Consider the following 15296-nt stretch of genomic DNA (forward strand, 5'->3'; position numbering starts at 1 on the left):
CCTAACCAAGCCTTTCCGACAGCTGTTTCAGAAGCTCGTCGTCGCTGAAGTCGTCGTAGTCGTCGGCGCTGTCGTCCTCGGCGGCCTCGGCCACCTCCGGCAGCAGCGTGGCGAGGTACTCCGAGAGCGCCTCGACGGTCGGATAGTCGAACACCACCGACGCGGGCAGGGTCTCGCCCAGGCTGTCCGACAGCGCCCGCTGCAGCGTCACGCTCATCAGCGAGTCCATGCCGGACTGGAAGAAGCCCGCGGTGGGGTCCAGCAACTGCGCCGAGGCGAGGCCCATCGCCCCGACCACCTGCGCGGTGACGTGATCGACCAGCAGGCCGCGGCGCCGCGTCGGGTCGGCCTCGCGCAACGCATCCCGGAACTCGGTGCTGCGGGCGGCGGCACCCTCGGCGCCGGCCGCGTCGGTGTTCAGCAGGTCGTCGACGATGCGCAACGCGGCCCGGGTCCGGTATGCCGCGGCGAGCAGCGGCCAGTCCGCGGCGACGACGGTCGGCCGCGACCCGGCGCCCGGTCCCGTGAGCAGCGGCAGCGCCCTGATCGCGACGTCGTCGGCCATCGGCTCCAGGCCGGAGGCCAAGGTGACCTGACGCTCCTCCTCGGATTGCCCGTCGGACAACGACTTCCACAGACCCCAGTTGACCGCGGTGGCCGGTAGCCCGGCGGCCCGGCGGGCCAGCGCGAAGGTGTCCAGGAACGTCGTCGTCGCGGTGTAGTGCGCCAGCCAGCGCGACCCGGTCAGGCCGGAGATCGACGAGAACAGCACGAACTGATCGACCTTGTGCGACAACGACAGTCGGTGCAGCACCGACACCACGTCCAGCTTGGGCCGGAACATCGCGGTGACGTCTTCTTCGGTCATCTGCAGCAACTCGGTCGGGCCGCCGGCGAAAGCCGCCACGTAGATGCCGGCCAGTGGCGGCAAATCCTTGCCGAAGCGGTCGAATACGGCGCTCATCGCGGCCTCGTCGGCGGCATCGGCGGCGGCGGTCACCAGCGTGGTGCCCGACGGCTTCAGCCGCGCCGCGAGGTCGTCGAGCTTCGAACCGGGGTTGCGGGACACCGCGACCACGGTGCCCGCGCCCGAGTCGGCCAGTTGCTGGACCAGGTGCGGACCGATGTTTCCGGTTGCGCCGATCACGAGATAGGCGCTGTCGGCCGACAATTCGGCCGGCAGCGTCGACGGCGGGAAGGCCTGCTGCAGACGCGGAACCCGGCGCGAGCCGGCGCGGTAGACCACCTGGTCCTCGTCGTCGGCGGCCTGCGCCTCGTCGACCACGTACCGGGCGGCCACACTGTCCGGCACCGACTCGTCGAGGTCGATGACGCGGCCCCAGAACTCCGGGTGCTCCAGCGCCAGCGTGCGGCCCAGGCCCCACAGCACGGCCTGCGACGCGACGGCGCGGTCGCCGTCGCTCACCGGCTGCGCGTTGCGGGTCAGCAGGTAAAGCTTTGGCGCGACGCCCATTTCGGCGATCGCCGCGCTGAGCCGGCGCGCGGCGTTGAACAGCGCATAGCCGTCCTCGAAGTCGAACTGGCCGCCGGAGACCTGCGGCGCGTACAGCACGTGGGTGACCCCGGCCAGCGCGTCGGTGATCGCCGATGCGTCGGCGCCCTCGGCCAGCAGCGAGGTCGGCTCGACGGTCGCGGCGAACTCGTCGCCGAGCACCCGGCCGATCTCCTCGCCCACACCGGTGTCGGTGACGACCAGCCACGAGGCATCGGTGGCGTCGGTCTGAGCGGCCGCGCCGGCCAGTTCGCGGGCCGGCCAGGCCAGCTTCAGGTACCACTCCGCGGGGATCGGCCCGTCGGCAGATCCGGCTGCCGAGCCCGAATCAGCGCCGCTCGCAACGCTTCTGATCGGTGTGATCGGCCGTGTGGTCACCCAATACTTGCTGTGGTGCCACGGCGTGGTCGGCAGCACCGGGTGCGGCTCGACCGGGTGGGTGGTCTGCGGCGGGTGGCTGGTGTGCACGGTGTTGAGGTTGGTGTGGAACCGCAGCGTGTCGTCGCCGTCGCGCCACAGCGTGCCGACGCTGTGGTGGTGGCTGCCGGACTCGACGGTGTCGCCCACCGCATTGGTCAGGATCGGGTGCGCGCTGATCTCGATGAAGGTGCCGTGCTCCTCCGCGGCGGCGGCGACGGCCTGGCTCAGCCGCGCGGGCTGACGCACGTTCGCCACCCAGTAGTCGGCGTCCAGCATCGGCGACTGGAAGCCCTCCATCACCGTCGAGTAGAACGGGATGGTCGGGATCTCGGGCGTCAGATCGGCCAGCGCCGTGCGCAATTCGCCGAGGATCGGATCCATGAACGCGGTGTGCGAGGCCACCTCCATGTTGACCCGGCGGGCGAACTTGTTCTGCGCACTGACCGCGGCGACGACCTCGTCGACCGGGGCCACCGGCCCGGCGATCACCGTCTCACGCGGCGAGATGTAGCCCGCCACACTGACTTCCGGGTAGTCGGCGATCAACGCCTCGGTAGCCTCGGGGTCGAGCTTGAGCAGCGCCACCGCGCCCTGACCGGCCATCCTCGACATCAGCTTCGAGCGATTCGCGATCACCCTCAGGCCGTCGACCACGCTGAGCGCGCCGGCCACGACGGCCGCGGTGACCTCGCCCATCGAGTGGCCGATCACCGCGTCGGGGTGCACGCCGTAGGAGCGCCACAGCTCGGTGAGCGCCAACTGCAGACCCATCAACACCGGCTGCACCTGCGCGTCACCGCTGATCGGCTTGCTGTTCTCGATGATGTCCTGCAGCGAAAAGCCAACCTGCTCAACGAAAATCGGATCGAGCTCGGCGATCGCCTCGGCGAACACCGGCTCGTCGGCCAGCAACTGCTTGCCCATGCCGGCCCAGTGCGACCCCTGCCCGGAGAACACGAACACCGTTCCGGGACTGCAGGGTCCGTCGTGCGCACCGACGACGCCGTCGGCGCTGCGGCCCTCGGCCAGCGCCTGCAGGCTCGCCGCCGCCTGCTCGCGGTCGCGGACACACACGGTGGCGAACTGGGCGTGCCGCTCGCGGTGGTAGCTCAGGGTGTGGGCGATATCGGGCAGGCGCACCTCGGCGCCGGCGCCCTGCAACCACTCGGCCAAGGAGGCGGCCTGGGCGGCGATCCGTTCCGGCGACTTGCCCGACAGCACCAGCGTCGTCACGACCGGGTCGGCCTCCCGGATCACCGGGACGGCGGGCGGGGCCTGCTCGATCACCGCGTGCGCGTTGGTGCCACCGAATCCGAACGACGAGATACCGGCACGGCGTGGCTGGCCGGTCTCCGGCCAATCCGTCTGCTCGGCAACGACTTTCAGCCGCAACTGGTCGAATGGGATGTGCGGGTTCGGGTTGTTGAAGTGCAGGTTCGGCGGGATGCTGCCCTGGTAAACCGACAGCACGGTCTTGATCAGACCGGCGATGCCGGCGGCGGCCTCGAGGTGGCCGAGGTTGGTCTTGGCGGTACCGATCAGCAGCGGCGCGTCTTCGGCGCGGCCGCGACCGAGCACCGTGCCCAGCGCGCGCGCCTCGATCGGGTCGCCGAGCGGCGTGCCGGTGCCGTGCGCCTCGACGTAGTCGACGTCGTGCGGTTGTAGGCCCGCATTCGCGTAAGCCGAACGCAGCACGGCCATTTGGGCCGCGGGGTTGGGGGCCAGCAGGCCGTTCGAGCGGCCGTCCTGGTTGACCGCCGACCCGCGGACCACGGCGAGCACCCGGTCGCCGTCGCGCACCGCGTCGCCGAGACGCTTGAGCACCACGACGCCGCAGCCCTCGCCGCGGATGAAGCCGTCGGCGTCGGCGTCGAACGCGTGGCAGGCGCCGGTGGGCGACAGCGCGCCGGTCTGGTCGAAGGCGCGCACCACCGAGGGCGCCAGCATCAGGTTGACGCCGGCGGCCAGCGCGACGTCCGAGTCGCCGATGCGCAGGCTCTGGCAGGCCAGGTGCAGCGCGACGATCGACGACGAGCACGCGGTGTCGACGGTGACCGACGGCCCGCGGAAGTCGAGGAAGTACGACAGCCGGTTGGCGATAATGCTCAGCGCACCACCGGAATTGGTCCATGCGTCGACGTTGGTCAGGTCGATGCCGGCGACATAGCCGTAGTCGGTGTAGCAGGCGCCGGCGAACACACCGGTCTGCGAGCGGCGCAGCGAACTCGGCGGGATGCCCGCGTGTTCCAGTGCCTCCCAGGCGACTTCGAGCAACATGCGCTGCTGCGGATCCATCTTGACGGCTTCACGGCTGGAGATGTCGAAGAACTCGGCATCGAAGTCGTCGAGGTTGTCCATGTAGCCGCCGTGGCGGGTGGTGTGCGCCAGCGCCGCCGCGACCTCGGGCGTGCCGTCGTCGAACGGCGCCCAGCGCTCGGCGGGCACCTCGGTGACCGCGTTCCCGCCCTCGGACAGGAACTGCCAGTACTCCTCGGGCCCGGTGATGCCGCCGGGGAGGCGGCAGCCCAGACCGACGATGGCGATCGGCTCGTCCAGATGACCGCGGTTCACCTCGAGCTCGTCCTCAGCACCGAAGGCCTCGGTGCCGGTGAGGAACCGGGCCAGATCGGCGATCGTCGGGTGCTGCCAGAACTCCACCGGCGAGACCTTGCGGCCGAGCAGCTCGGTCAGTTCGCCGGAGAGCACCACGGCGTCCCGTGAGCCCAGTCCCAGATCGCTCATCGGGGCGTCGAAGTCGATGTCGTAGGGGCTGCAACCCACGGTGGTCACCAGGTAGTCGGCCAGCCAGTGCCGTAGCGCTTCCTCGTCATACGAGGACGTCATCAGATGCCCCTTTCACTGCCAGCCGGTGCCGACTCCACGCTGTCGAACAGCTCGCCCAATATGCCGCCGTCCGAATCGCCCAAAATGTCGATGTCGTTATCCGATTCCGGCTGTGGTGCCACCTTTTTCGCAAGGTGTTCCGCGAGCGCAACGATAGTCGGATAGTTGAACAGCATGGTCGCGGATAGCTCGATCCCGACAAACAATTCCGTGTCCCGCCGGACCGACATCGCCATCACCGAGTTGAGCCCGTATTCGGCGAACGGCCGGTCCAGGTCGAGGTCGGCCTCGGCCAGGTGCAGCTCGCGGGCCAGGATCGCGCGCAGACCAATCTGCAACTGCTCGCGAACGTCCTCGGGGTCCATCTCCGACCAGGCCGGGGTCGCCGCGCGCGGCTCGTCGGCACCGGATTCTGCGTCGGCCGAAGCCATCGGCGCCATGACCGCCTGCGCGACGTCGTAGCGGGCCAGGTGGTCCCAGGCCGCGAACGCCTCCTCGGCCGTGATCGCGCGGGATCCGAGCCGCTCGAGTTCGGCCAGCGCGATCTGCGCCTCGGCACCGAAGCCGAGCCCGCGCCAGGCCACCCAGTCCTGGCTGACGGTGAAGTCGCCCTGGCGGTGCCGGGCCTGCGCCAGGCCGTCGAGGTAAGCGTTGGCCGCCGCGTAGGCGCCCTGGCCCGGAACGCCGAACACCGCGCCGGCCGCGGCCGTCAGGAACAGGAAGTCGAGGGTGCCCGGCGGGAAGGTCTCGTGCAGCACCTGTGCACCCGCGATCTTCGGCCAGACGGTGCGGCGCAGCCGGCCCTCTTCCAGCTCGGTGAACAGCTCGGCGTCGGTGATGCCGGCGCCGTGCACGACGCCGCGGATCGGTGCCGCGCCTTCCTCGTCGCGCTTGGCCAGCAGGGCCTGCACGGCCTCGACCGAGCCGATGTCGAGGGCGACGGCTTCGACGACCACGCCGCGGGCCTCGAGCGCCCGGATCGCGCTGATCTTCTCCCGCGTGGCGGAGTCGTTGCCGTCGCTGTCCCAGTCGCGACGCCGCGGCAGTGCGGTGCGGCCGGCCAGGATCAGTCGCCGGGCACCGCGGTCCGCGAGCCACCCCGCGGTCAGCAGGCCGAGCGCACCCAGTCCACCGGTGACCAAGTAGGCCGCGTCCGGGCGGCAGCGCAGTGGCTCGCGCGCCGGCTCACCGGTCACGGTCTTGAGACCGGGCGCGGTGAATTCGCCGTCGCGCAGCGACAGGATCGACTTGGCCGGGGTGCGCAGCATCGGGGCCAGTGCCGGAATCAGGGCACCGATCGCGGCGTCCTCCGGCAGGTCGACCAGACCACCCCACAGCTGCGGCTGCTCGGCGCGGATGACGCCGGCGGTGCCCCACAGCGGGCTCTGCGCGACGGCGGCGTCCGAGCTGCCCTCGCGCACCCCGCGGGTGACGATCCACAGCGTGGCCGGGTGGCTCTCGTCGCGCTCGGCCAGCGTGCGAACCAGCTCCACCAGCTCCATAGACATCCGCACGGCGCCGTCGACATGGCTTTCGCCGGAACGGGATTCGGCGACGTAGAGCACGTAGCGCGCGTCGGCGATGGCGGCCGTCTGGTAGCCGCCGCCCGCCAGCCCGTCGCGCAGTCCGCCGGCAATCTCGTTGTCGCCCAACACCGCAAGGGTGCTCGCGCCGGCGACATGCTCGCCGTCGTCGGGAGTGAACGGCTGCCAGTCGATGGCGTGCACCATCGCGGTCGGGTCGTCGCTGCGGCCGGCGGCGGCCGCGTCGACCGCGGCGTAGCGCAGTCCGCGCACTTCGAGGACGGTCCCCCCGTCCGGTGCGGTGGCGGTGATGTCGACGACGAGTTCGTCGTCGTTGCCGCCGCGACGGCGCACCTCGACGCGACCGCGCGAGTCGGCGAGTGCGTCGGCGAATCGCACACTGGCGATCGCGGCCGGAACCATCAGGCGGGGATTATCGCTGTCCAGCAGCCGGGCGACGTGAATTGCGGCGTCCAGCAATGCAACTGACGATGCCTGCGTGAGTTCGACGTCGGCGTGCAGTTCGCCGGCCTTGGCTGCGCACGAGCCGATCGACCAGCCGAAGGGGCGGCCCTCGCTGCCCCAGGTCTGCCAGAACGAGGTCACCTCGTCGTCGGAGAACTCGCCGTCAACCGCACCCGCGGCGGCGACGGCGTCTGCCGGGCCGGTGGCCGGGACGTCGCGGGCGATGCGCGCGGTGGCGTGCCGGATCCAGCCCGACCCCGAGGCGCTCGAGGACACCGTGACGGATCCCCCGTCGGCGACGACCTGGACGGCCCGTGACTCGCCGACCACGATCGGGTAGTCGAAGCGGATGTCGGACAGCGCGGCGGCGTCGTACTCGCTGGCCGCGGTCGAAAGGGTCTGCAGCAGAACCGAAATCGGGATGATCTCGACGCCGTTGTTGTGGTGCGCGCCCGGGTACGGCTTGGTGCTGGACGCCAGCCGGGCCTGCCACAGGTGCGTGGGCGGCGACGCGGCCACCGGGATGTGCTGGCCCAGCAGGGTTCCGCGCTGCGGCGCAGTCTCGGCGGTCTTCACGAACTCGTCGGGGCTGATCCAGTGCTTCGCGTGGTGCCACGGCGCACTCGGCAGCACCGGGTGCGGCTCGGGCGGGTGCGGCTGCGTCGGCGGGCGCAGGACGTGTGTGCTGTTGAGGTTGGTGTGGAAGCTGACGGTGTCATCGCCCTTGCGCGACAACGTCCCAACGCTGTGGTGGTGCGATGACTCCAGGGTCTCGGTGATCGCGTGGGCCAGCGTGGGGTGCGGGCTGACCTCGACGAAGGTGGCGTGCTGCGCGGCGGCGACGGTGACGGCCTGGTGCAGCTTCACCGGCTGGCGCACGTTGTCGGCCCAGTAGTCGGCGTCCAGCGTCGGCGCGGTGTTCGGGTCGGCGACGGTGGAGATGAACGGGATGGTCGGCGCCTGAGGCTTCAAATCGGCCAGCTCCGAACGCAATTCGGCGAGGATCGGGTCCATCAGCGACGTGTGCGAGGCGACTTCCATGTTCACCCGGCGCGCGAAGCGCTCCTGCGCACTGGCCGCCTCGATCGCGGCGTCGACCTGTGGCACCGCGCCGGCGATCACCGTCTGGCGCGGCGACAGCAATCCCGCGATGCTCACCTCGGGGTAGTCGGCGAGGAACGCCGTCGCCGCGTCGGCGTCCATCTCGAGCAGGCCGACCGCGCCCTGGCCCGCCAGCCGCGACATCAGCCGCGACCGGATTCCGATGACCCGCAGGCCCTCGTCCGGGGTGAGCGCCCCGGCCACCACGGCCGCGGTCACCTCCCCCATCGAATGTCCAATCACCGCATCGGGTTCCACGCCGTAGGAGCGCCACAGCGCGGTCAGTGCCAGCTGCAGACCCATCAGCACGGGTTGCACGCGGGCGTCGCCGGTCACTCGCTGCCCCTCGGCGAGTATCTGGTGCAGCGAGAACCGCATGTGCTCGACGAACAGCGGCTCCAATTCCTCGACGGCCGCGGCGAACACCGGCTCGTCGAGGAGCAGTTGCCGACCCATGCCGGCCCACTGCGAACCCTGACCGGAGTACACGAAAACCGTTCCGGGCTTACACAATCCCTCGTGCGGTTCGACAAGCCCGATCGCGGTCTGGCCGGCCGCCAGCGCCTGCAGGCCGGCGACCGCATTGGCGCGGTCGCGCACGGCCAGCGTCGCGAACGACTTGTGCTGCGTGCGGTGGTGGTTGAGCGTGTGGGCGATGTCGACCAGTGGCACCGCGGCGCCCGCGCCGATCATCCAGTCCGCCAGCGTGGCCGCCGTCGAGGCGATGCGCGCCGGTGTCTTACCCGAGACCACCAGCGTGGTGATCGTCGGTTCCGGTTGTGGCGCAACCACTTCGGCGGCCGGCGCCTGCTCGATGATCACGTGGGCGTTGGTGCCGCTGACACCGAACGACGACACCCCGGCCCGGCGCGCGCGGTCGACGGCCGGCCAGTCCATGCCGTCGGCTGCGATGGTGAACTGCGCCGCCCCCTCGACCGCGTTGGGCGTCAATTGGGTGAAGTGCAGGTGCCGCGGAATCTCGCCGTGCTGCACGGTGAGCACGGTCTTGATGAATCCGGCGATGCCGGCGGCCGACTCGAGGTGGCCGACATTGGTCTTGACCGACCCGAGCACCAGCGGTGCCGAACCGGCCCGATCGCCGAAAACCTGGTGCAGAGCGCCCAATTCGATCGGATCGCCCAGTGCGGTGCCGGTGCCGTGGGCCTCGATGTAGTCGATCTCCGACGGCTCGAGGCGCGCCGCGGCGAGCGCCGCACGGAGGACGGCCTGCTGGGCCGGACCACTCGGCACGGTCTGCCCGCTACTCGGCCCGTCCTGGTTGACCGCCGACCCGCGGACCACGGCGAGCACCGAATCCCCGTCGCGCACAGCGTCACTCAGTCGCTTGAGCACCACGACGCCGCACCCTTCGCTGCGCACGTAGCCGTCGGCGTCGGCGTCGAACGTCTTGCAGCGGCCGTCGGGAGCGAGCATCCCCCAGCGGGAGGTGGCGATGCTGTTCTCCGGGCTGAGCATCAGGTTCACGCCGGCGGCCAGCGCCTGATCGCTTTCGCGGCGGCGCAGACTCTGGCAGGCCAGGTGGACGGTGACCAGCGAAGACGAGCAGGCGGTGTCCAGCGCGACCGCGGGACCATGCGCGCCCAGGAAGTAGGACAGCCGACCGGCCGCGAAGTTCGCCGCGTTGCCGAATGGCACGTGCGGGTCGACCTCTTCCGGCGGCAGCTTGCCGGACAGGCTCAGCCCGTAGTCGTGCGTCGTCGTTCCGACGAAGACGGAGGTCTGGCTGCCGCGGATCATCGGCGCGGTGATGCCCGCGTTTTCCAGTGCCTCCCAAGTGACTTCGAGCAGCAGCCGCTGCTGTGGATCCATCGCCGCGGCCTCCCGCGGCGAGATCCCGAAGAACTCGGCATCGAACTCGTCGGGCTGCCAAGAGGTGAGGAATCCACCGTCCTTGCTGACGATCGTGCCCGGGATGGAGTGGTCGTCGGCGAAGAAGGCGTCGGCGTCCCAGCGCTCCGGCGGAACCTGCACGATGCCGCTGCGGCCGTCCTGCAGCAACTGCCAGAACTGGTCGGGGGTGTTCGCGCCGCCGGGCAGCCGGCAGCCGATGCCGATCACCGCGATCGGTTCGGTGTCACCTTTTTCCGCGATCTCCAGCCGCGCGGTCAGATCGTCGATCTTGCGCAACGCCTCGGTGATGATGGCCCGACGGTCCGACGGTGCAGCAGTCATCGCGCTCCCCCCGGTCTGTCGGAAAGTTGTAGTCGTCGTACACCGTGTGCGAGAACCGCGGCCTCGCCCACCGATGTCATCCGGGCGTGTCCAGTCGGTTCGCCTCGTCGCGCCCACAACGTTCTACCCAGCCGAAGTGACTGATGTTACCGCCACACGGCTGTTGCCGAAGGTACCCCCCCTGCACAGCGGACACTGAAAAACTGTACGAAGACACTGGCTTTACTCCCGCTGCGGTGCAAAGCCGTCGGGACTCCACTAAGCGGTGGAATCCAAACGGCTGAAGTCGTCCTGTTGGTAGACCTCAACACACGATGAACGGCGGATCTTCCCACTCGTGGTGATCGGAATCGAGCCGGGCGGAACCAGGACGAGGTCGGCCACCCGCAGTCCGTGCGACTGCGAAATGGCTGACGTGACTTGCGCTCTCACGTCGCGGAGACGGTCCTGCATCTCCTTCGTGTTGCCCTTGTCCTTGAGCTCGGCGATCACGATCAGACGCTCGGTACGACCGTCCTCGATGGAGATGGCCGCGACGCGACCGCCACTGATCTCCTGCGTAGTGGCCTCGATGTCGTCGGGGTAGTGGTTCCGCCCGTCGACGATCAGCAGGTCCTTGATGCGGCCGATGATGTACAGCTCGCCCTCGTGGATCGTGCCCAGGTCACCGGTGCGCAGCCACGGACCCAGCGGGGTTCCGCTCGTCGGGTCGACCAGCTGACCACCGAAGGCCTTCTGCGTCTCCTGCGGCTTGCGCCAGTAGCCGGCGGCGATGTTGTCGCCGTGCAGCCAGATCTCGCCGACCATGCCCGCCGGGTTCTCCACCCGGGTCTCCGGGTCGACGATGCGAATGGTGGACGCGCGCGGCGTTCCGACGCCGACCAGCTCGACCCCGTTATCGGTGTCGCAGGCCTCGGCGTGGCCGGCGGACAGCTTCTCGTAGTCGAACGTCGCGACGGTCGGCGGCTTGTTCGGGCCCGAGGAGTTGACGTAGACCATCGCCTCGGCCAGGCCGTAGGACGGCTTCAGCGAGCTGGCCGGGAAGCCGAACTGAGAGAAGCGGTCGGTGAAGCGCTTGATGGTCGCGGAGTGCACCCGCTCGCTGCCGGACAGGATGGTGTGCACGCCGGACAGGTCGAGACCTTCCATGTCCTCGTCGGTGGTCCGGCGGGCCGCCAGCTCGAACGCGAAGTTCGGCACTGCGGTGAAGACGCGGGTGTTGGTCGCCATCTCCTGGACCCAGCGGGCCGGCCGCTGCAGAAAGGCCATCGGGCTCATCAGCACCGAGTGCAGACCCATGGTCAGCGCGCCGGTGATGCCCAGCAGCAGGCCCATGTCGTGGTAGACGGGCAGCCAGGACACCAGCGTGGTGTCCGACGGCGGCACCGCACCCTCGGCCTCGAAGTAGTCGTCGCGCACCTGCTGGCAGTTGGCCAGGATGTTCTTGTGCGTGACCACGACGCCCTTGGGCGTGCGGGTGGAGCCGGAGGTGTACTGCAGCAGGGCGGTCTTGGTCCGCGGCGCGGGCGGGACGTTGAAGTCGGGCTCCGCGGTCAGGTCGAGGCTGTCGACCTCGATCAGCGCCGGCGCCTTGCCGGGCAACGACCGGGCGCAGCCCACGACGTCGTCGACGACAGCGGAGGTGGTCAGCAGCACGGTCGGAGCGCAGTCCTGGAGTGCCGCCGTCGCCCGCTCGTCGTGGGCGCCGAACTGCGGCACCGGCAGCGGGACCGCCACCAGACCGGCTTCCAGCGCGCCGTAGAAGGCGACGACGTAGTCCAGGCCTTGGTTGGCGAGGATCGCGGCGCGGTCGCCAGGGGCGCCGACCCGGGAGATCTCGGCGGCCAGCGTCTGCACACGGCCGTAGAGCTCGCCCCAGTTGAGCGTCTGGCGATACCCGGCCGGGTCGACGTCGAAGTCGAGGTACGTGTAAGCCGGTGCTTCCGGCTGCTGCCGGGCCCATTCACGTAGAACTGCGGCAATCGATGCGTCGGTTACTGCCATCGGGACCACCACCCCTTAGATCTAGAGCCCCGGACACCAACTAGACGGGCGCTTGTGATGCAGGAGATTAACAGGGGCCTCGCGCATCTCGGACCAAAAACCCAAGAACTTAATGCCTGCGCCAAACATAAGACCCGCTCCGGCCAGCGTCATTGCTGGGACCATAGGTTTGCTATACGCGCCGCTTCCGGAGATGTCCACTCGCCGGGCACAGCGGCTCCACCTTACCGGACGGTCAGTTCGATCGCCCAATTATTAATAAAGAAAAGACTTGCCGCCCCTTTTGCGTGGTGGCGGGGGTGTAGGTCGTTCTGACGCGGCGCGGGCCGGCCACCTGCGGTCGGGATGGGCCCGTGTGACCCCTGTGCCGAGCGTGAAACCTCCGCCAACGAGGGGGTTTGCTGGGTTTCGCCACGCCGACGCGCTGATGTGGCGTTATTCACTTTTTCTCAGAATCCCCAGTTGAACGCGGTCGGTGGCCAAGCGCGGTACCCCGAACCGGTACGGGGCAGCCGAGCCGTCCAAGTTATCGGTCGTTATATCCAAGTTATTGGCGATAAACTATTGTTTGGGAACAATGCACGAAAGCTTTTCGATTGACGATTGCGTCAGCTTTTTATTGCCGACAATCGCCATTTTTTACAGCGGCTCAACCTCTACAAGAGGACAAGATCTTCGGCTCGATCTCGCTTACCAACTCAGCGATGTGGTCGGTCAGATAAAAATGATGTCCGGGAAAAGCTTTCATAGTGAACTCAGAAGATGTGCGATCCACCCACGGCTGCACCTTCTCCGGGGTTGCCACTTCGTCGTCGGAGCCCAGGAACGCCGAGATTGGGCAGGACAACTTCTCACCCGGCGGACAGTCGTATTTAGAGATCGCCTTGAGGCCACGCAGCGTCGGCAAGATGCTCGCCGCGAACTCTTCGTTCTCGAGGAACTCGGGATTGACACCCGTCATCTCACTCACCGCGTCCAGCAGGCCGCGGTCCGACTCGGGGATGTGTTCGTAGCCGACGTGGCCGGGCGCCGCGACGGCCGAGACGAACAGTGCGGCAATCGGACTGCCCGCCTGCTCGAACCGGCGGGCCACCTCGAACGCCAGCAGGCCGCCCATGCTGTGGCCGAAGAAGGCGTACTTCTCCTCCGGGTCCTGCGGGGGCTTGATCATCTGGCAAACCTTGTCGGCCAGATCGCCGATCGTGGTGAACGACCCGAGGTCGTGATTACCGCCGCGTCCCGGATACCGAACGGCGACGCGTTTGATATCGCTGGCAAAGGCTTTGGCGAAGGGAACGTAAAACTCGGCCGATCCCCCGGCGTGCGGAAAGATGAAAAGCTTTGGTGGCTGCCCAGTCACGCGGCAACGATACAGTCCCCACGATGTGTGGCCGGGAAGGGCGCGGCGGGGCCGGCCCGAACCACTCGGACTTAACGGCGTTCAGTTAATCAATTGAAAACCTGTGAAAAAGCCAAGAAATAACTGAGCCTTTTTCGAGAGATGCGGTTTCGCGATTCATCTATCGCGGATCGCAAAAAAGCCTTACGATTTCCCCGCCACCACGTGTGGCAATCGCTCTAGGGGAGGTCTATCCAAACGCTCAGGTTCGAGTACTGTCCGCAGGCAGTGCGTGCCGGGGTCGTGGGAAAGGGTTAGAAGATGTTCGTTACTACTCAACCAGACGTGTTGCAGGGGGCTGCAGGCACGCTGTCCGGTATCGGGGACGCGATGGTTGCGCGCAACTCCGCCGCGGCCGCGCCGACGACAAGCCTGGCGCCGGCGGCGTCGGACCTGGTGTCCGCGATGACGGCGGCTCAGTTCGGCCAGCATGGCGCGCTGTATCAGCAGATCGCCGCTCAGGCCGCCGAGGTGCACGAGGCACTCGTGCAGGCGCTGCGCTCGGGCGCCGGCGCCTACGCGTTGACCGAAGCGGCCAACGCCGCGACGGCCGGCTAGGTAGGACGTAGGTCGATGAGCTTTTCGCTGATACCACCGGAGATCAACTCCGCGCTGATGTATTCCGGCGCGGGGTCTGGTCCGTTGTTGGAGGCCGCGACGGCCTGGGACGAGTTGGCCGCCGATCTCGAGGCGACCGCGACCCAGTACCAAACCGCGGTCACCAACCTGACGACCGGGCCGTGGCTCGGGCCGTCATCGGCTCACATGGCCTCGGCCGCCGAGCCGTACATCGCTTGGATGCAGGGCACCGCCGCGACGGCCGCCCAGACCGGCGCTCAGGCCAAGGCCGCGGCCGCCGCGTACCAGACGGCGTACACGTCGATGGTTCCGCCGCCGGTGATCGAGGCCAACCGCGCCATGCTCACCACGCTGGTGTCCAACAACTTCCTCGGTCAGAACACCGGGGCGATCGCCCAGAACGAGGCGGAGTACCTGGAGATGTGGATCCAGGACGCGTTGGGCATGGACACCTACAGCCAGGCCTCGACGGCATCGTCGACGCTGCCCGAGCACGTGGCGGCACCATTGGTGACGAGCGGGTCGGACGCCACCGCAGCTGCTGCCGCGGCTGCGCCGGCTGACGTCGCCTCGAACGGTCTCGAGTCGATAATCGTGGGAGCGATCCAGGGCATCGGCAACCTGTTCGGGGGTACGAGTGTGGCCCCGCTGACCTCGCTGACTGGCCTGTCGACCTATCTGCCAGCACTGGGTACGGCGCTTGCTGCTAACCCGTCGGCCGCCCTGCTGCCCGTCCAGGCGACGTACTACATGGGCATGCTGGGCAGCACGCCCGCTCGTATGTTCATGAGCGGCGGTGGCAGCGGCTCCGGTGCCGGTATCAGCAGCGACACGCTGGTCGGCATGAAGGACTCGCTGCTGGACAACGTCGGCAAGCTGATCGACAGCAAGGCCGGGACCGTCATGGAAGGCGTGAGCGGCCAGCTGGGCAAGTGGGGTGCCGGCATCCAAGCCGGGATCCAGGCCCAGATGTCCAACGCCATGCACGCGGGCGGACTGTCCGTGCCGCACTCCTGGCACACCGGTGCCGGTGCGGGCATGGATCGCGCCGCCCCGCTGCTGCCGGGCAACAGCGTTGCCTCGCCGAGCATGTCGACCGGCCTGCCCAGCAGCCCGTTCTCGCAGGGCCTGATGGGCGCATTGGCCGGACGCGGTATGAGCGCGATGGGTTCGCGTGTCGCCGCCAAGGTCATGCCCCGTTCGCCGGCCGGCGGATAAAATTCGTTATCGCACCACCACGCCCCACTGACAAACG

At 68.6% G+C, this 15296-nt stretch carries 6 protein-coding genes; 2 read left to right on the forward strand and 4 right to left on the reverse strand.

Annotated elements, in window-relative coordinates; all coding sequences use genetic code 11:
* Position 1 precedes the first annotated feature (1 nt).
* The 4 genes from PT015_RS10820 to PT015_RS10835 form a co-directional block, all read right to left on the reverse strand.
* Positions 2-4777: a type I polyketide synthase gene (locus PT015_RS10820; protein ID WP_285190612.1), complete on the reverse strand. Its 4776-nt coding sequence runs from the start codon at positions 4775-4777 to the stop codon at positions 2-4.
* On the reverse strand, positions 4777-10059 hold the full coding sequence (locus tag PT015_RS10825) for a type I polyketide synthase (protein WP_285190613.1): 5283 nt from the start codon (positions 10057-10059) through the stop codon (positions 4777-4779). The genes PT015_RS10820 and PT015_RS10825 overlap by 1 nt, the downstream gene beginning before the upstream one ends.
* 258 nt (positions 10060-10317) lie before the next feature.
* Complete coding sequence (locus PT015_RS10830; protein ID WP_285190615.1) at positions 10318-12063, reverse strand: AMP-binding protein; 1746 nt, start codon at positions 12061-12063, stop codon at positions 10318-10320.
* A 649-nt stretch (positions 12064-12712) separates the two neighbouring features.
* Positions 12713-13423, reverse strand: coding sequence for a thioesterase II family protein (locus tag PT015_RS10835; protein ID WP_285190617.1), 711 nt, complete (start codon positions 13421-13423; stop codon positions 12713-12715).
* 300 nt (positions 13424-13723) lie between these two features.
* Between PT015_RS10835 and PT015_RS10840 the strand changes: the two genes are divergently transcribed.
* Positions 13724-14020, forward strand: a complete 297-nt coding sequence (locus tag PT015_RS10840; RefSeq protein WP_285190618.1) for a PE family protein — start codon at positions 13724-13726, stop codon at positions 14018-14020.
* A 15-nt stretch (positions 14021-14035) separates the two neighbouring features.
* A complete protein-coding gene (locus PT015_RS10845) occupies positions 14036-15259 on the forward strand; it encodes a PPE family protein (RefSeq protein WP_285190619.1) in 1224 nt (407 codons plus the stop codon).
* The last annotated feature ends 37 nt before the right edge of the window (positions 15260-15296 follow it).

The organism is Candidatus Mycobacterium wuenschmannii (assembly GCF_030252325.1).
Lineage (GTDB): Bacteria > Actinomycetota > Actinomycetes > Mycobacteriales > Mycobacteriaceae > Mycobacterium > Mycobacterium wuenschmannii.

Bases quoted from the DNA above. Each gene is read 5' to 3' on its own strand.
- PT015_RS10830 (WP_285190615.1), bottom strand. From the start codon at position 12,063: ATGGCAGTAACCGACGCATCGATTGCCGCAGTTCTACGTGAATGGGCC.
- PT015_RS10825 (WP_285190613.1), bottom strand. From the start codon at position 10,059: ATGACTGCTGCACCGTCGGACCGTCGGGCCATCATCACCGAGGCGTTG.
- PT015_RS10840 (WP_285190618.1), top strand. From the start codon at position 13,724: ATGTTCGTTACTACTCAACCAGACGTGTTGCAGGGGGCTGCAGGCACG.
- PT015_RS10820 (WP_285190612.1), bottom strand. From the start codon at position 4,777: ATGACGTCCTCGTATGACGAGGAAGCGCTACGGCACTGGCTGGCCGAC.
- PT015_RS10845 (WP_285190619.1), top strand. From the start codon at position 14,036: ATGAGCTTTTCGCTGATACCACCGGAGATCAACTCCGCGCTGATGTAT.